The following is a 16,757-nucleotide window of genomic DNA, read 5'->3' as shown; positions in this document are numbered from 1 at the left end:
ATTTTTGAAATTCAATTATACCACGGTTTGACCCCAATGCCGAAACTCCCGTAGCCGGCATAACAAAAACCTGATTTGGCAACTTTGGAAGCTGCGAAATCAGGTTTGTTTGATAAGATATAACAAATAAAGAGTTGCCTTATGATGTAAGTTTTTCGTTTTTTCATTCCATTCAAGTGTTTAGCCCCGCTTAGCTCCGCCAACAACGCCATACCGGAACAATACGCGGCGGCCAAACCAGTTGAATAAGCGATCCGTGAGAAAACCCATAAAACCTAAGGAGATTAGGCCAACAAAAATCCAGTCCGTCCGGAAAAACAGCCGTGAGTTCCAGATCAAATAACCTACACCCTCATTTGAAGCAATCATCTCTGCACCGATAATGGCCATGTAGGAAGTTCCCATTGCCAATCGAATCCCTGTGAAAATGTATGGTGTCGTAGCGGGGACAACAACGTGCAGCAAAATTTGCCACTCATTTGCTCCCATACTGCGGGCTGAACGAATCTTATCTTCCTCTATGGACAGAACACCCGTCAGCGTATTCAGCACAACAATGAAAAATGTCGCATACATGATCAGTGCAATTTTGGACTGTTCCCCAATGCCGAACCAAACCAGGAATAATGTAATGAAAGCAATCGGCGGTATAAAACGAATAAAATTAAGAAAGGGTTCGGCAAACAGCCGAATGATGTGAACCTTACCAATAAGAAGCCCTACCGGAATGGCGATGACGCTTCCCAGTACCCACCCGGCCAGTACACGCGTAAAGCTAATCCCGATATACTGCATCAGCGTACCATCTGCAATTAATTCGCGGGCACCCTGCACAGTATCCCATGGACCAGGGATCACGTCCGGCCCATAGAGCAATGCGCCTAGCTGCCATATCAGGATGACTGTAACCCATAACAGCGGTACAGACACCCATTTTTTCTCCAACCATTTCATGGTCCAGTTCACCTCAGTTATTCTTCAAAATGGCTTTGAATCTGATCGTACAGGGTGTTAAATTCAGCCGATGCAATATTTCTCGGATAAGACTGAACGTTATGGTAAATATCCGTTATATTCGACGAAGGACCCACCGACATGATTCCGATCCGTTCACCGAGCAACAGCGCCTCCTGGATATCATGGGTAACAAAAATGACGGTCTTATGTGTTTCCCTCCAGATATTCACCAGTTCCTTCTGCATGACTCTCCGGGTCATGGCGTCCAATGCCCCGAAAGGTTCATCCATGAGAAGAATCGCCGAGTCATTGGCCAGTACCCGTGCCAGTTGGACCCGCTGCTTCATGCCTCCCGACAGCTCCTTCGGAAATTTCCCTTCATGGCCCCCCAGCCCCACAAGCTGGATGTATCGATCCGAAATCGCACGTCGCTCCGACTTGGCCACCTTGGACATTCGAAGCCCAAATTCAACGTTCTCCCTTACGGTAAGCCACGGAAAGAGAGAGGAATCTGCCTGTTGGAACACCATTGCACGATCCCTACCAGGTCTGTCGATCTCCTTGTTATTCATTTTAAGCTGTCCGCCCGACTTGGAGATAAACCCCGCGATCATGTTAAGTAACGTTGACTTTCCGCAACCGCTGGGACCAAGCAGAACGAAGAATTCGCCGCCCTTGATCACCAGATCAACATCCTTAATAATGTAATGCACTTCTCCATTTGTCGGAGCGTTGTAGGTTTTTCGAAGCTGTTCGATATGAATGGTGTGACGATCTGCAGGTAAGGACATAAGGATACCTCCAATACGTATTAGGTTATTCGGTATATGTTACTTTATCGGGCAGTGCCTGCTTCAGGAGTTCCAGGTTCAACTTGCCTTTAAGATCGAAGTCCTGCTCAATGATCCCGTTATCCACCATATATTGCTTTTGTCCTGCCAAACTGTCATAGGCTTCCTGAGTAAATCCGACAACCCACGGATTGATGGGAAGATCCTTCAACGTAGCCTCCTTGGGTTGTTTTGTCTCTTTATACATTAGATCTGCTACCTCTTCAGGATGCGCTTGGGCATATGTCGCAGCTTCATCCAGTGCCACAAGAAAACCCTTTACCGTTTCGGGATTATCCTCGATGAACTCATTGCTTGCGACCAGTCCCATGCCAAGCCTTACCGGAGTCTGGGACATATCTGTCAGCTGATGTACACCTTCGAGTGTATCGAACTTGTCAGTTAAAGCAGAGCCGATTACCCAGGTGGCATCCAGTTCTCCTTGCTTCAATGCAATGTAGGATTCGTCGAAGGCACCTTGACCAACCTGTGTCACATCACCAAGTGCCAGTCCCTGATCCTTCAAATACTCATCCCACAGATACGGAATAAACGTACCACGAATAAAACTCACTTTCTTGCCCTTCAAGTCGGCACCAGACTGAATCTCCTCCTTGGCATACAGCTTCCATGCAGCTGCTGCTTCATCCGTCGTCTGACCGGCAGAAGCAATGATGGAATAATCCCCTTTGGCCAGAGCATTCAACACAGGGAAGTCAGCGCCGTAGGCAATGTCCACCTGCTTGATAAACAGTGCATTCACGCCTTCTGCCGGTGAACCGAACGTAATACTTTCTGCATCAATACCTTGGCTTTCGAAGAAGCCTTTGGCAATGGCTACCCTGAACGTCGGGTTAGTGCTTGTATCCGCGATGCGAATCTTTACCTTGGCGGCATCACTGGCGGAGCCGCCCTTCGCTTCGGATATCGTTCCGTTTGAAGAACATCCGGATAATATGAATGTCATGGAGAGGAGCATGATCCATGCTCCCTTTAAAATGGCTGTTTTTTTCACAATATTGCCCCCCGTTCGATCGTTTTATCATCGCTAGCCTTTAACCGCCTTGTTTCCCCTCATCCGATGTTGCTACGCAAGCTGCGCCTTCAACAAACGGCAGCGTTGTCTCCACATTGACTACAGATTCAGAGCCTTTGGGTGCTGCTCCCGGCACTCTGTAGGCAGATACATCAATGGCTTCAATCGCCACCTCTTCCGGCTTCTCCAGTTGAGGAACCCATTGATATGGAACACGATACGAACGGTACACCATATTGGTATTACGCCCATCTTTGTATGGAGAAATATACTCCCACACCAGCTCGTGCTCAGCTGTTACTTCGAACAATCTGCCGTTAGACCCTTCTGTAATCAAGGTATTACCGTTAGGCAAACGCTGGGCGGAGCTGATATATGGACTGTAGAATTTATACGAATCGGTTGGGACGGAAAACCCTGCTTCGGCAGATGTGTATTGCCACACTATTTCCAACGTCAACGGGTCAATCTCAAGCACGCGTGAATGATCACGAACAGCATGTTTCAAGCCGTATGGAGAAGCCGGATTCGGGAGACCATAACCTGCCCATCCTCCATTATCAAACACCAGCAGATTCCCCTCACCCGGCAGACCTTGAGGAATGATATGTGCATGATGCTGTCCGATAATGGTGCCGATATGCTTCGCTTCAGGAGAGGAATAATCCGGACCCAGTTTCCATACAATCTTGCCGCTCTGTCTGTCCGTAATGGCAATTATGTTGGCTTCTCTAGCATCCCATATGATGTTATCCGGGTTAAAACGCTCGTCTCCCGCTTCATAGAACCGGTTGGGGCCAACATAGGAAGCTGAGTTTATATGCAGCCAATCACCTACACCGCCACCAAGGTGACCAAATGAGCGCGTGTTGGGATCACGGTACAGTACATTGCGTGCCGCCTCATCAAAACCAAGTTCTTCAAAATGCTCGTTCGGAAGCCATTCCCACAACACATTCCCTTCCCAATCCACTTCGATAATGGCATCATCGAGCAAAGGTTTATCCGAAATTTGCGGATTGCTTACGTTTTTGTGAGCCAGTATCAATGTCTTGCCTCCCTGCGTTTTGGGAGCAAGACCAGGTGCATAGTAACCTACCGGATTGCCCTCACGCTGATAATCATGGTGCTGGCGGGCGTACCACAATGGTTCGTACCCCGGATCTTCAATATGCTCATAGCTGTTGTATTTCCACACGATGTTGCCTTCCCAATCCACTTGAACCAGATCTACATTATCCTGAATACCAAACTTCGGATCTCTTCTGCCTGTGCTTCCCAGCACATAACCGCCTGGGAAAATCTTGGCCGGAAATCCGAGCAGACCTTTCCACAAATGAACTTCCTTACCGTTCATATCAATTAATACAACGCCTTCTTCACCTGCCTGATATACCGTGTAACCACCCCAAGCTTTTTCCGGATTATACAGCGTTGCTCCTGTTGGATAAATTGTTGAATGTCCCATCGTTCTCATCTCTCCCTTGGATTGGTTTGTTGATTTTCAGTGCTGGTCAAACGTTAGTAACTGAGATAGTTGCTCTTCCCGGAATTCCCCTTTTGCTTCTGTTCAAGGACATTGTCAACGGACGGATCTCTATCGTCTCTCGTGTTGCTCTCCGCCAGCTCCAGCAGTGTGTCTGAGAACCCTTCCAGATTCGCGATCACCCGCTCATAAAATTGGCTTTGCAGTTCGAGCTCCGCTGCTGTAAACCCCTCAAACAGAAGCGTGATACATCGGGCACCGATATTGCTGTTGCGGTCATACATCTCCCGGCCTTTAGCGGTAATGTCCAGCAGGACTGTCCGGCGATCGTCTTCCTTGCGTCTGCGGATCGTAAGCCCCTTTTTCTCAAGCTTGTCAGTTAATGCGGTTATGGCACCGGAAGTGAAGTCGAGCTGTTCAGCCAGATCCCCCAGCCGCTGTTCTCCTTCTCGAATAATTTTATGCAGGATGAGCATGCCCGGCAGGCTGATGCCTTCCACCGTTATGCGATCCCGCTCCTTGACGAATCGCCTGACCATTTTGCGAAACAGCCAATCCGTTTTCTCCAACGCATCCCACTCTCTCTCGCTCATTTCATCTCCTCCTATCCAATCGAAACGTTAGCCAGTACACAAAAAGGCTCCCGAAGACATTCCATATGGAGTAGTCCCGGGAGCCTTTGGTGGTCCAATCAGCTCGCATCTGTATTCAATTTATTTCACTGTTCATTTAATGAGTGTTAAAATAATTAAGATCATCATATAACCAACTAACCCAACCTGTCAAGTAAGAATTAGTAAAAATATTCAAACTTTCTGCGGGTTAGGATTTATTTATCCGAATTTAAGTTTCACTTCAGCTTCCCCGGTTAAACTAATCTCAGCTCAAAACATCAAGACTAAGCTACGATCCCATTCGTACTTTAAAACAGAAATGAGGTTGACAAGAATGAACATGAAACGCGTTATGTTTGTGGGAACGATGATTGTAACCATGTCCTTTGCAGGAACTGCCTGGAGCAAATCAGCCATTTCCCCGATCCCTTTAACGGAGTGGTCCATTGTAAGTATAAATACCAAGGATGAGAGTAAGGATGAGCTGATGAACGCACTGAATCAATCCTCAGAAGAAAATCTGTATCAGGATCTCTACGCAGGCAAGTCGCTACAAACGATTGCCGAAGAAAATGATGGGGATTTCAATCAGGTCGTGGCTTTGCAGGTCAATCAACTCAGACAGCAGCTGGATGATCGTCTGGCAAGTGGAAGTATTAGCGAAGAGCAGTACATGGCACAACTTGCAGAGCTGGACGAACTCGTATTAGAGAGTGCTACCACCTCGTATGAGTGGGCATAATTTCGTACCACCTGTGTGTTCATTTATATTTATGGGCATGAAAAAAGGAGCGGTTTCCCGCCCCTTTAATAATTTCCTGTTTATTTGATACGGAACAGATCAGATTATTTCGCTGCTGCAATGGTACATTTTCCAACAGATTGACCATCCCAAGCGAGTTCGAGCACATCACCCTCTACGGTTGGTCCCACTCCCTCCGGAGTCCCGGTGAAAATGACATCTCCTTCGCCAAGACCATAATGCTGCCCTACATAACCAATAATGTGTTGAAGGTCAAAAATCATGTTGCGAATGTTGCCTCGCTGAACTTCAACCCCATTCTTGGTCAGCGTAAAGTCTTTATCAAGCAGCGCTTCTGTTCCGGAAAATGCCTGAAAACCACTTACAGGTGCGGAATTTTTGAATCCTTTGGCCGCGGTCCACGGGTGGCCTTTCTTCTTGATCACGGTCTGTACATCACGTAATGTAAAGTCGATGCCAAACGCGTAAGATTCAATCAAATCCTCCAAAGCAACACCTGATTCATAACTCCGGCCAATTTGAACGACCAGTTCAGCCTCATAGTGAACTTCCCCTTGGGAAGCAGGCAGTTCGATCGCCTCTCCGTTCAAGGGTACAACCGCATGGGAAGGTTTCATGAAGATCATCGGTTCATCCGGAACCGCGTTACCCAACTCCTCCGCATGAAGTCTATAATTGCGTCCTACACAGTATACGTTGCGAATATTTGAGAGCATCGGGATATGACCACCTTTATCGGATTCTTTAGCAAATATGAAGCATATGTTTTCGGTTAAGTAGCTACGACCTATAATATTCTGATGCTATGTGTAACCTTGCAATTATAATTAACCCTGGCGTCTATACCTGATTGCTCGACTTCTGCAATGCCTGATGCCAAGCGTCCGGACGATTCGTGCACAGCATGAGTTCAGGGTCGATGGCCGCCAAGCGCTTCATAATGGTTTTGTCATCTACAGTCCAGGCCATAACCTGAATGCCATCGTTCTTCATTTCACGCATCAGCGATTTATCCACATTCGTGTAACCGATGGACAGGAAGCCACAACCCAATTGACGCAGTCTGGCTAAAAGATCTCCCGGGCGTGCATCAATGATGAGACCGGTAGTGATCTCGGGTGCAAGTTTCTTGGCTTCGGCGAGCGCAGCAGGTTCAAATGAAGTAAAGACGACTTCATCCTGCATATTTCTTTTTCGTACTTCCTCAATTACGGCTGCCGGCAAGCCCGGATACATGTCTCCTTGAGTTTTCAACTCAATATTCAGACGTACCTTCCCCTTGCAGCTGTCCAGGACTTCACTTAACGCTGGAACGCGCTCCCCCGTATACTCCTTGGACTTCCAGCTCCCTGCATCCAGCTTCTGGATATCAGACCAATTCGTCTCTCGTACAAGCCCTTCTCCATTGGTCGTCCGGTTAAACGAGAAGTCGTGAATGACCACAGGCACACCATCACGAGACAATTGTACGTCCAGTTCGATCCACGTTACATAGGGCTGTTCCATGGCAAGCCGAAAGGCTGCCATCGTATTCTCAGGTGCTGTGGAAGAAAATCCACGGTGCGCTACACATAGGTTGCTCATTTATTTCCCACTCCTTAGACGTTTTCATTCTTGTATCAGCTTGTTGAGGCCACTCCATCCGCATCAAAACGAATGCCTGGTGAGAGCCTGGTCATTTGCTCCAATAACAGCTTGTTGGCTTCACCTAACATTGGAATCGCCTGGCCGAGTCCCGCCTCATACGGGATGATTTTCATGCTGCATTTCGCTTCCGCGCTGCATTCTGCCTGGAAAACAGCAGTTTTCCAGGTTTCTTCTGTTGTTGATTTTGAGAAAATAAAATTCCCTGTGCTGTACGCGATCCACTTGCCCTTGTAAAACTCCACTCCCTGCAGCACGTGCGGATGTCCACCAATAACGAGATCCGCTCCCGCATCCACAAACTCATGTGCCAGCCGGGTCTGATCATCATTGGGTGTGCTGACACGTTCCTCTCCCCAATGCGCTATCACGATGACGAGATCTGCCTTCTGACGAGCTTCCTGAATCGCACTTACCGCTCCTGTGGAATTGTAGGCTTCGGCCACTCCCGCTCGGTTGCCTTCTGCCTTCCAGCTCGCTTCAGGCACAACCCGGCTGAAGCCAAGCAGCGCAATCTTGATGCCTTTCCGTTCCAGATACGCTGGTGCATAGGCCTCTTCCTTGTTCATACCAGCTCCAGTATGAGCCATGCCATATTCCTGAAGATAGGTTAGCGTATCCACAAGACCTTCAACGCCCTGATCCAAAATATGATTGTTGGCCAGATTTACAGCGTCAAATCCAGCATCAGCCATTGCTGCCAGTGCTTTTGGCGAAGATTTGTAAACATAAGTCTTGTCTGCGGCAGCCGTCCCGCCCAGAGTTATGGGTGTCTCCAGGTTGCCTACGGTCAAATCGTCGTTGTTGAACAGACTGCCAAGCTTCGCAAAAGGATACTCGTAGCCGTTCTTATCCAGCAATTCGGCCACTTTACCAGAGAATTGAATATCACCAACAAAATTAATGGTCACATTCTTCCCTGAACCTGTAGGCAGCGGTACTGTCTTCTTATTGTCCGAACTGTCATTCTCCTTCGGATCGGAGGGTTTGTCCGTTTCCGTTCCTTTTGGCCCGGATTTTGACTCCTGTTCCGATTTCTTTCCACCCGAACCTGCCGGTTCACTACCGGATGAAACGCTCTCATCTTCAGCTATACCGGTCTCGGGGCTGTTTAATCCGGAGTCTTCCGGTTTTACATCCGAATCCGCTTCAGGAGATTCAACCTGCTCTCCGCCCTTGGCATCCTCGCGATCGGCCGGTTGTTGCTCCACTACAGCTTCATTCGTCGCTGGCTCCGCTTGCTGTTTCTGTATCCCTGCTGCGTAATATATGCCTACCCCTCCGATTGCAGCAATCAGAAACAGATTGATCATCCAGATGATTCGTCTGCGAGCACGTTTTTCTTTTTTCTTTTGATTACTTCGATTCGATCTTGGGGGATACATAGGCAGCTCCTCTTCTTCTACAGCAATCCTTTATCATTATATCAGGCATATCCTGGATTTCCATCACTCAATTCACATGAAACCAAATTTCCTGCATCACCAATGGATGCTTCCCCGCATAAAAAAAGACTGCCTCTCCTGCAGATAAATTTTATCCGCAATCAAGACAGCCTTAAGTTAATTGGATTGTTGTGCAGCCAGCTTTTGCACCGCCTGAAGTGACATTTCTTTTGCCTGTTTGATACAGTCCGGCAATCCGACACCTTCATAACCAGCACCTGCAATGTAGACGCCCGGCAGCTTGCTGCCAAGTTCCTCACGCAGTGCCGCAATATGCTGAAGATGGCCTACCGGATACTGCGGCATGGATTTGCGAAGACGGGTAATCTCCGAGAAGATCGGAACGGCTTCCACACCCATGGTTTCCCGCAAATCTTTGAGCACCAAATCCGTCAGTGCATCATCGGGAAGTTCCACGTTCTGCTCATCTCCCGAACGACCGACATAACAACGCAGCAGCACCTTGTCGTCCGGGCTGGTGTGCAGCCATTTGGTCGATGTCCAGGTACAGGCTGTAATATTCCGGCCTTCCTTACGCGGAACAAGGAAACCAGATCCATCAAATACATGTTCAATATCCTTTTTCTCAAAAGCCAGTACCACATTGGCTACGGACACGTAATTTATTGCGTCAAGCGCGGATGTGTCCACATGGGATTTCAACAGTTCAGATGCTACATACGTTGGGACTGTAATGATCACGTCATCCGCATCCATTCGCTCACCGCTACTGAGCTGCACACTGTATCTGGCGTGGTCACTGTCACCCGTCTGAACATCCAGCGATTGTACAGATGTATTCAGTCGCTGATCCACATCCTGCATATCGTGGACAAGCGCATGAACAAGGCTTTGAAGTCCCTGACGAAAATTCAAAAACGCGCTTTTCTTCGTTCCCGTATGCGTCTCCGCAGGTTTCCGACCTGTCATCATGCCGCGGATCAGACTGCCATAATCCCGTTCCACTTCACCAAATTGCGGGAATGTCGCCTGAAGGCTCAGACGCCGCATATCTCCAGCATAGATTCCGGCGAGCAGGGGCTCTGTCAGGTTTTCCAGCACTTCCGGACCGAGACGGCGTTCAATCATGTAGCCGAGGGATTCATCCTCTGCTGAACGGCGAGGTGGGATCAAAAAATCCATCAACGCACGCAGCTTGCCCGCAGGAGAAACCAGTCCGCTTCTCAGAAACGGCTTTAACTCTGTCGGGATACCCAGAACGAGTCCGGCAGGCATTGGATGAAGCTTGCCACGCTGCATGATATACGTTTTCTTCGATTCCGGATTCTGGCTAACCAGTTCATGATCGATTTCCAGTTCTTTCGCCAGATCAATCATTGCGGTTTTGCGAGCCAGAAAAGAATCCGGTCCCTTTTCGATAACAAATCCATCCCGGTGCAGCGTTTCAATCATGCCGCCCATGGACGAACTTTTCTCAACCAGTGTAATCTTCGGTTCAATCCCGGCTTCCCGGTAGTGTTTTCGAATATAAAATGCCGCGCTAAGGCCGGTCAGACCTCCGCCTACGACTACGACACGACGTTTCTGGTCTTCCATTAGACTTCCGACCCTTGCTGCCATTTGCTGATAATGACGTCACTCAACGTCTCCATGTAGAGAGGATCACTGTTGAGCGAATCAATCCGCATCAGACGCATGTCGATCTCTTTGGCAATCGATTTGGCTTCAATATCCAAATCATACAAAACTTCAAGGTGGTCAGATACAAACCCAATCGGTGCGACCAGCACGTCCTCAACCTGTTCGCGGGACAAATCCTGAAGCGTATCCAGAATATCGGGCCCGAGCCAAGGCTCAGCTGTACGTCCTGCACTTTGCCATGTAAACTGCCAGTTGCTGATGCCTACACGTGATGCGATGACTTCAGAGGTTTCGAGCAATTGCTGTGGATATGGATCACCCAGTCCCACGATTCGCTCCGGCAGACTGTGAGCACTGAACAGCACCCGTACATCACCGCGCTTAGCCCCAGCTTCTTCGAATTCATCCAGCTTGGCACTAACACGGGAAGAAAGGGCCAGAATCAGCTTCGGATGCAAATGGTAACTCTCGACAAAGGACATCTGAATTCCCAATTCCTCCGCTTTCTCACGAGCACGCTTAATATAGCTGCCTACACTCATGGTTGAATAGTGGGGAGCGAGCACGATACCAATCGCTGTCTGAATCCCGTCCTTGGCCATCTGTTCCACGCCATCCTCTATGAACGGATGTGCATGCTTCAGTCCTTGATAACAACGAAACTCCACCCCGTTTGCACGGTCATCCTTACTCAACGTCTCCTGAAGAGCTTTAACCTGATTATCTGTATTCTCACGTAGAGGGAAAACTCCCCCAACGATCGCTTCATAACGATCCGTCAGTTCCTTCAGTTGTTCCGGCTCAGGCGGTCGGCCTCTCCGAATATGTGTGTAGTACGCTTCAATACTTTCCATATTTTCAGGTGTGCCATAAGACATCACCAGTACACCTACGGTATTAGTCATTGCTAACCGTCACCCCCGTCTTTAAAACTTCTGCAGAATATTCATGGATATATGCCGTGAGTTCTCTCAACTTCTCCAGAGAAGCTTCCGGGAACAACCCATGCCCCAAATTAAAAATATAACCTGGCTCTTTAATGCCTTCATCAATAATTACTTTTGCCTGCTGCTTAATCAGATCCATTGGTGCCGTCAGCACATAGGGATCAAGATTCCCTTGTACGGCAAATTGGCCACCCAGTCTCTTACGACCTTCTGTGATGGAAACTCTCCAATCCAATCCGATGACATTGGCTTGCAGATTCGTCAGGGTTGGCAGCAGTTCACCAGAGGCTACACCAGGGAAATAAATTTTCGGTACATTCAAATCGGATAATTCGGTAAAGATACGGGTAATCGTCGGCAGCACATATGTTTTGAAATCATTCGGAGAAAGCGCTCCTACCCAGCTGTCAAACAGCTGGAATGCCTTGCCCCCGTTAGCAATGTGTGCACGGACATATGTAATTACCATGTCACCTAACTTTTGCATGAGCTTGTGCCATACCTCAGGCTCACTGTACATCATCGTTTTAGTCCGAATATAACCTTTTGATGGTCGACCTTCAATCAGATAGCTGGCAATTGTAAATGGTGCACCGGCAAAAGTAATGAGAGGCACGTCCAATTCCTTGTCCAGAATGCGAATGGTTTCCAGAATGTGCGGCAGGTCGCCTTCAACGTCAATGGGACGGAGACGGTCCACATCTGCAGCAGAACGAATAGGATTATCTATCACCGGACCAATGTTTTTTACAATATCAAAATCAATGCCCAAGGACGCAACCGGATTCATAATATCCGAGTACAAAATAGCCGCATCCACACCGAGTTTACGTACCGGCATGAGTGTAACTTCAGCGGCTAGCTCAGGTTGACGGCAAATTTCGAGCAAAGAATACTTTTCCTTAATTTTGCGATATTCAGGATCATAGCGCCCAGCCTGACGCATGTACCACACGGGAACACGGTCCACTTGCTGCTTGAAACTGGCTCGAATCAAACGATCATTATAGCTCATGTAAGAAGCCTCCAATAGTTTTTGGACTCATAACTCTCATTATGCCCTTTTTGAAGAGCTGTAACAACCACGTACAGATCTGTTCCGATGACAATACTATGACATTCCTTACACCCCCTCATCCATATGCCAATTATGATATAATGAAAGAATGGTGTTTTTTCCACGAATTACAGAAAGGAAGTGAAAGCACTTTGAAAACTTGGAAAGTGAACCTCATTGTGCTTTGGTTTGGACAGTTCTTGGTCAATTCGGGTATGACCATGATCACGCCTTTTTTGTCCCTATACCTCGCCAAGGATCTAGGCGTCGTCGGTGAGCATGAGATTGGCATATGGGCGGGATTTATATTTGCTGCCAATTTCCTCACTTCATTTTTGTTCCAGCCCTTGTGGGGCAAGCTGTCCGACAAGTATGGACGTAAAATCATGCTGCTGCGCTCCGGATTCGGGATGGCGATTGTCATCGCACTGATGGGGTTTGCACAAAGCCCATGGCAGCTCCTTTTATTACGTTTGCTCAACGGGACGATTTCTGGTTTCAACCCGGCAGCCGTCTCTCTGATTTCCGGAACAACACCCAAGGATCGCATGGGTTTCGCCATGGGGATCAGTCAGTCCGGACAGGTAGCCGGCACGATTCTCGGTCCACTCATTGGTGGATTGCTTGCCGATGCCGTTGGCTTCCGGCCCATTTTCTACATTACTGGCGGTTTGATCTTTGCTGCATCCATGCTCGCGATGTTCCTGGTTAGAGAAACATTTGACCGCAAGGAAGCGGCTAAATTGCCGGAACAATCGGTATTGTCCGGTTTGAAGGAACTGAACAAGTCATCACAGCTGCCCGCGCTGTTTGCTGTGACGTTCCTGTTGCAGTTTGCAATGATAAGCCCCATGTCACTCTTGCCGCTGTATGTGCAAAAACTGCATGCATCGGATGTAAACGTGGCATTCTGGGCCGGATTGGTCGGTGCCGTCACAGGACTATCCAACATGGCCATGTCCCCAATCCTTGGCAAACTCAGCGACCGCATAGGCGCACACAAGGTGCTTACCTTCTCTCTTATAGGAACCGGGCTTCTGCTGATACCACAAGCCTTCGTACAAACGGTATGGCAGCTCATTCTGGTGCGTTTCGCCATGGGTGTGTTTATGGGTGGTCTGCTGCCCAGCGTCAACGCCCTGATCCGAACCTACACCCCAGATGGCATGATCAGCCGTGCATTCAGTTTCAATACCAGTACGCTTGCCTTGGGAAACATGCTTGGAGCCGTAATCGGTGGTTTTATGGCAGGATTCATCGGCATTGAGGGACTGTTTATCGTCTCCGGCGGCCTGCTGCTAATCAATATGGTTTGGGTTCGATTTAAACTGTATAAAAAGCCTGCTCTAATCAGGGAGTCCTAATACGACCCCCCTCCAATTTAAAACGGATAACAAAAGCCGCCTTCATTGCCCCACGGGACAAAGAAAGCGGCTTTTGGCATTCCATTCTCAATGCTGCACAAGACTCTCAAATTGTATTGGATACTCCTTCACACCAAATACGAAAGCACTCTGGATTGGCTGCAGTTTCGTTTCCGAAACCAGTTTGATCCCCTGCATCTGCTGCAGAATAGTATTGAGCACGACCCTGGCCTCCAAACGAGCAAGTGGTGCACCCAGGCAGAAGTGAATGCCAAAGCCAAACCCCATATGCCGATTTGGTTTGCGATCCTCTATAAATTGTTCGGCATGCTCAAATACCTGGCCGTCCCGATTGGCTGAGCCAACCCACGAAATGACCTGCTCCCCTTCCTGAATCGTCTGCCCACTCAACTCGACCGTTTCTCTGGCTAAGCGTCCAATCGCAACAATCGGTGGATAATAGCGCAGCGTTTCTTCCACTGCTGACGCAATATGTTCCGGATGTTCGCGCAGCCGCTGCTGCAGCTCGGGTTGTTCTGCCAGAATTCGTACCGCATTGGTAATCAGGTTGGTGGTTGTTTCATTGCCTGCAGCAAGCAACAAAATGCAGAAACCGACCAGCTCCTCCTCGCTCAGCTTCTGACCTTCGATCTCAGCCGCGAGCAGCAAAGAGATTAGATCATCCTGCGGTTGTTGCCGCCGTTCTTCCATAATGGCTCTGAAATAGACAGCCAGTTCCTGTTGATTTCGCTTCTTCTCTTCCATAAGTTCCTGAAAAGCTTCATCACTGTCATCGCGCGCTCCTTTTACCAAGGCGTCAGACCAGTCCTTGAACTTCTGCCGATCTTCTGCAGGGACTCCAAGGAGTTCTGCGATCACGATGACAGGCAGCGGGGTCGCCAGATCATCGACCAGGTTCATCTGACCCTGCTGCAGATGCGGAGTAATCAACTCATCGGCAATTTCCTGGATGCGGGGGGCCAGCGCCTCAATGGCTCTGGGCGTGAACGCCTGATTAACCAAATCCCTTAGCTGCTTGTGTTTGGGCGGGTCTGTCGTGAGCATGCTGGTATTCGCACGATCACGTGCAGAAGAAAACAGCTTCGGATTTTTCAATACGTATTGCACATCCTCATAACGAAAAACATCCCAACATTTGCGGTGCTCATCATATCGGACTGGAGTATTCGAACGAAGTTCAGCGTACACCTGGAACGGAAATAATTGCTGCTCCACCGCTTTCAGTTCCCGGATCGGAATGTAATTGGCATACTTTCTGGGTGCTTGGTTCATCGTATTTCCTCCAATCGTTAATATATATTTATTTACATATTGGAACACCGTATATTATAGACTCGCCTGTCTGGTTATACAAATATTTGGCAATAATTGAGCCTCATTTCCTAGGGAGTACAGTATGAATCCTAAAAAATTCTATTTTCAAACAGGATAAAAGACTTATATGTAAAGTTTAATAACATAAAAAATATGTAAACCTTTCTATCCCCGCTTTTTCACATCGTTTCACACTTTATATTTATTCATAAAACCTCATAAATAGTTTGTTTACTCCATAATTCTACTATTGTAACCGTTTACTCTATATTATTCCTCTGTTGTCATATTAGTTAACATGAAATACAATCATTTTGAAATCAGATACATATTCTTCTAAACAAACATCACACGCTACTAACCTGAAGGAGAGTGCTAATCATGAGTAAACAGTCAAATCTTCGTCCCTGGGCAGTATGGAGCACTGCAGCACTAACTGCTCTGACCATCTCTTTATCCCCAATTGGAACCTACGCCGCTCAAGCGGCAACGGTAGAAGTGAGCGGAACAACAGGTGCAGTACAGACCACATCGTCTGCACCAGCCCGAAATACATCCATTCCTGCCGTGTCGGAATCATCCAAGCAATCCGCATTGCCTAATGTGCTCGTCATCGGAACAGGCGGAACGATTGCCGGCCAGTCCGAGGATGCGACCAGCTTCCAGAATTACAGAGCAGGTACACTTCCGATTGAGGAAATGGTCGATGCTTTACCGGACAAACAGAAGATTGCAGATGTTAGCACGCTCCAATTCGGAAACTCCGGTTCAGGTTCTTATACCATGGCCGACCTCTATGATCTTTCCCTGACCGTAGACAAGGCTCTTGCACAGTACGATAGTGTCGTCGTTACGACAGGTACTGATACCATGGAGGAGATTGCCTATTTCCTTGACATGACGGTGCAGAGTGATAAACCTGTTGTCATTACCGGCTCCATGCGGCCATGGACTGTAATTGGCTCAGACGCCCAGGCCAATCTGTATAATGCCATTAAACTAGCAGGAAGCGGACGCACCACTTCATTCGGAACGGTATTGATGCTGAATGACACGATTCAGCTCGCACGCGGTGTAACCAAAACGAATGACTATCGGACTGATACATTCGAGACGCCAATGCTTGGGGCAGTGGGTTATATTGATGAAGAGAATATTCGAATCTATCGCGCTCCTGCGCGTGCATTGAAACCTGAAGGCACAGCGAAGCCAGCATTTGATCTGAGCAAAATTACGAAGGCAGATCTGGCAAAAGTCGAAATTGCAATCTCCTATCAAGAAGCAGGCGGGGAAGCAATTGAAGGTTTCGTAAATGGCGGAGCCAAAGGGATTGTAACTTCCGGTACCGGAGCGGGCGGTATCTCCAGAGCAATGGGACAAGCCCGCACGAAAGCCGTTGAAGAGGGCGTTATTTTCGTGACCACCACCCGTACAGGTTCGGGAAGCGTGTATGGCGGCGGAAACGGCGTTATTGCGGGGGACAACCTCAGCCCTCAACAAGCACGCATTTTGTTAATGCTTGGCTTGTCGTTCAGTGATGATTTCGAAACGATCAAAACATGGTTCGAGACTTACGGCACACCTGAAGTTTAATCAAGCTCTTATACATTTATAATATGAAAAAAAGAGATGAACACCGCCCCCCTAGAATGAGGGATGAGTTCATCTCTTTTTTTG

The 16,757-nt window shown here is 48.2% G+C and carries 15 protein-coding genes; 3 read left to right on the top strand and 12 right to left on the bottom strand.

What is annotated here, in order from left to right:
- Nucleotides 1-180: 180 nt before the first annotated feature.
- The 5 genes from HP552_RS34050 to HP552_RS34030 form a co-directional block, all read right to left on the bottom strand.
- Entirely contained in the window at nt 181-954 is a 774-nt protein-coding gene (locus tag HP552_RS34050) for an ABC transporter permease (RefSeq protein WP_175399732.1), read from the bottom strand.
- 17 nt (nt 955-971) lie between these two features.
- A complete protein-coding gene (locus HP552_RS34045; protein WP_175399731.1) occupies nt 972-1,748 on the bottom strand; it encodes an ABC transporter ATP-binding protein in 777 nt (258 codons plus the stop codon).
- Nucleotides 1,749-1,773: 25 nt separating this feature from the next.
- A complete protein-coding gene (locus tag HP552_RS34040; protein ID WP_175399864.1) occupies nt 1,774-2,766 on the bottom strand; it encodes an ABC transporter substrate-binding protein in 993 nt (330 codons plus the stop codon).
- Between the two features lie 76 nt (nt 2,767-2,842).
- Entirely contained in the window at nt 2,843-4,291 is a 1,449-nt protein-coding gene (locus tag HP552_RS34035; protein WP_175399730.1) for an aryl-sulfate sulfotransferase, read from the bottom strand.
- 53 nt (nt 4,292-4,344) lie between these two features.
- Nucleotides 4,345-4,902 (bottom strand): MarR family winged helix-turn-helix transcriptional regulator, encoded by a 558-nt coding sequence (locus HP552_RS34030; protein WP_175399729.1) that lies wholly within the window; start codon nt 4,900-4,902, stop codon nt 4,345-4,347.
- Nucleotides 4,903-5,257: 355 nt separating this feature from the next.
- Between HP552_RS34030 and HP552_RS34025 the strand changes: the two genes are divergently transcribed.
- Nucleotides 5,258-5,665: a hypothetical protein gene (locus tag HP552_RS34025; protein ID WP_175399728.1), complete on the top strand. Its 408-nt coding sequence runs from the start codon at nt 5,258-5,260 to the stop codon at nt 5,663-5,665.
- Between the two features lie 104 nt (nt 5,666-5,769).
- Here the strand turns inward: HP552_RS34025 and HP552_RS34020 are convergent, their stop codons facing one another.
- From HP552_RS34020 to hemE, 6 genes are all read right to left on the bottom strand, one after another.
- A complete protein-coding gene (locus tag HP552_RS34020) occupies nt 5,770-6,402 on the bottom strand; it encodes a fumarylacetoacetate hydrolase family protein (RefSeq protein ID WP_175399727.1) in 633 nt (210 codons plus the stop codon).
- 124 nt (nt 6,403-6,526) lie between these two features.
- Complete coding sequence (locus HP552_RS34015; RefSeq protein ID WP_175399726.1) at nt 6,527-7,270, bottom strand: glycerophosphodiester phosphodiesterase; 744 nt, start codon at nt 7,268-7,270, stop codon at nt 6,527-6,529.
- A 35-nt stretch (nt 7,271-7,305) separates the two neighbouring features.
- Complete coding sequence (locus HP552_RS34010) at nt 7,306-8,715, bottom strand: CapA family protein (protein WP_175399725.1); 1,410 nt, start codon at nt 8,713-8,715, stop codon at nt 7,306-7,308.
- 177 nt (nt 8,716-8,892) lie between these two features.
- Nucleotides 8,893-10,332 (bottom strand): protoporphyrinogen oxidase, encoded by a 1,440-nt coding sequence (hemY, locus tag HP552_RS34005; RefSeq protein WP_175399724.1) that lies wholly within the window; start codon nt 10,330-10,332, stop codon nt 8,893-8,895.
- Nucleotides 10,332-11,282: a ferrochelatase gene (hemH, locus tag HP552_RS34000; RefSeq protein WP_175399723.1), complete on the bottom strand. Its 951-nt coding sequence runs from the start codon at nt 11,280-11,282 to the stop codon at nt 10,332-10,334. The genes hemY and hemH overlap by 1 nt, the downstream gene beginning before the upstream one ends.
- The gene (gene hemE / locus HP552_RS33995; RefSeq protein WP_175399722.1) at nt 11,275-12,339 is read right to left on the bottom strand and encodes a uroporphyrinogen decarboxylase; all 1,065 of its coding nucleotides are present in this window, start codon (nt 12,337-12,339) and stop codon (nt 11,275-11,277) included. Before hemE ends, hemH begins: the two co-directional genes overlap by 8 nt.
- A gap of 143 nt (nt 12,340-12,482) precedes the next feature.
- Here hemE and HP552_RS33990 point away from each other — a divergent pair, with 143 nt between their 5' ends.
- Nucleotides 12,483-13,745 carry an MFS transporter gene (locus HP552_RS33990; protein ID WP_175399863.1) on the top strand — a complete coding sequence of 421 codons (1,263 nt, stop codon included), beginning with the start codon at nt 12,483-12,485 and terminating at the stop codon, nt 13,743-13,745.
- Between the two features lie 87 nt (nt 13,746-13,832).
- On the opposite strand, the gene HP552_RS33985 is transcribed toward HP552_RS33990, so the two are convergent.
- Nucleotides 13,833-15,038 carry a cytochrome P450 gene (locus tag HP552_RS33985; protein WP_175399721.1) on the bottom strand — a complete coding sequence of 402 codons (1,206 nt, stop codon included), beginning with the start codon at nt 15,036-15,038 and terminating at the stop codon, nt 13,833-13,835.
- A 423-nt stretch (nt 15,039-15,461) separates the two neighbouring features.
- On the opposite strand from HP552_RS33985, the gene HP552_RS33980 reads away from it, so the two are divergent.
- Nucleotides 15,462-16,673, top strand: a complete 1,212-nt coding sequence (locus tag HP552_RS33980) for an asparaginase (RefSeq protein ID WP_175399720.1) — start codon at nt 15,462-15,464, stop codon at nt 16,671-16,673.
- Nucleotides 16,674-16,757 lie beyond the last annotated feature (84 nt).

Origin of the sequence: Paenibacillus xylanilyticus (assembly GCF_013359935.1) — a bacterium.
In the GTDB taxonomy this organism is placed as follows: Bacteria; Bacillota; Bacilli; order Paenibacillales; family Paenibacillaceae; genus Paenibacillus; species Paenibacillus xylanilyticus.
Note: the sequence above shows the minus strand (reverse complement) of the source record. Positions and strands in the feature narration are given on the sequence as shown.

Bases quoted from the DNA above. Each gene is read 5' to 3' on its own strand.
- HP552_RS34050 (WP_175399732.1), bottom strand. From the start codon at position 954: ATGAAATGGTTGGAGAAAAAATGGGTGTCTGTACCGCTGTTATGGGTT.
- HP552_RS34045 (WP_175399731.1), bottom strand. From the start codon at position 1,748: ATGTCCTTACCTGCAGATCGTCACACCATTCATATCGAACAGCTTCGA.
- HP552_RS34040 (WP_175399864.1), bottom strand. From the start codon at position 2,766: ATGCTCCTCTCCATGACATTCATATTATCCGGATGTTCTTCAAACGGA.
- HP552_RS34035 (WP_175399730.1), bottom strand. From the start codon at position 4,291: ATGGGACATTCAACAATTTATCCAACAGGAGCAACGCTGTATAATCCG.
- HP552_RS34030 (WP_175399729.1), bottom strand. From the start codon at position 4,902: ATGAGCGAGAGAGAGTGGGATGCGTTGGAGAAAACGGATTGGCTGTTT.
- HP552_RS34025 (WP_175399728.1), top strand. From the start codon at position 5,258: ATGAACATGAAACGCGTTATGTTTGTGGGAACGATGATTGTAACCATG.
- HP552_RS34020 (WP_175399727.1), bottom strand. From the start codon at position 6,402: ATGCTCTCAAATATTCGCAACGTATACTGTGTAGGACGCAATTATAGA.
- HP552_RS34015 (WP_175399726.1), bottom strand. From the start codon at position 7,270: ATGAGCAACCTATGTGTAGCGCACCGTGGATTTTCTTCCACAGCACCT.
- HP552_RS34010 (WP_175399725.1), bottom strand. From the start codon at position 8,715: ATGTATCCCCCAAGATCGAATCGAAGTAATCAAAAGAAAAAAGAAAAA.
- hemY (WP_175399724.1), bottom strand. From the start codon at position 10,332: ATGGAAGACCAGAAACGTCGTGTCGTAGTCGTAGGCGGAGGTCTGACC.
- hemH (WP_175399723.1), bottom strand. From the start codon at position 11,282: ATGACTAATACCGTAGGTGTACTGGTGATGTCTTATGGCACACCTGAA.
- hemE (WP_175399722.1), bottom strand. From the start codon at position 12,339: ATGAGCTATAATGATCGTTTGATTCGAGCCAGTTTCAAGCAGCAAGTG.
- HP552_RS33990 (WP_175399863.1), top strand. From the start codon at position 12,483: ATGAAAGAATGGTGTTTTTTCCACGAATTACAGAAAGGAAGTGAAAGC.
- HP552_RS33985 (WP_175399721.1), bottom strand. From the start codon at position 15,038: ATGAACCAAGCACCCAGAAAGTATGCCAATTACATTCCGATCCGGGAA.
- HP552_RS33980 (WP_175399720.1), top strand. From the start codon at position 15,462: ATGAGTAAACAGTCAAATCTTCGTCCCTGGGCAGTATGGAGCACTGCA.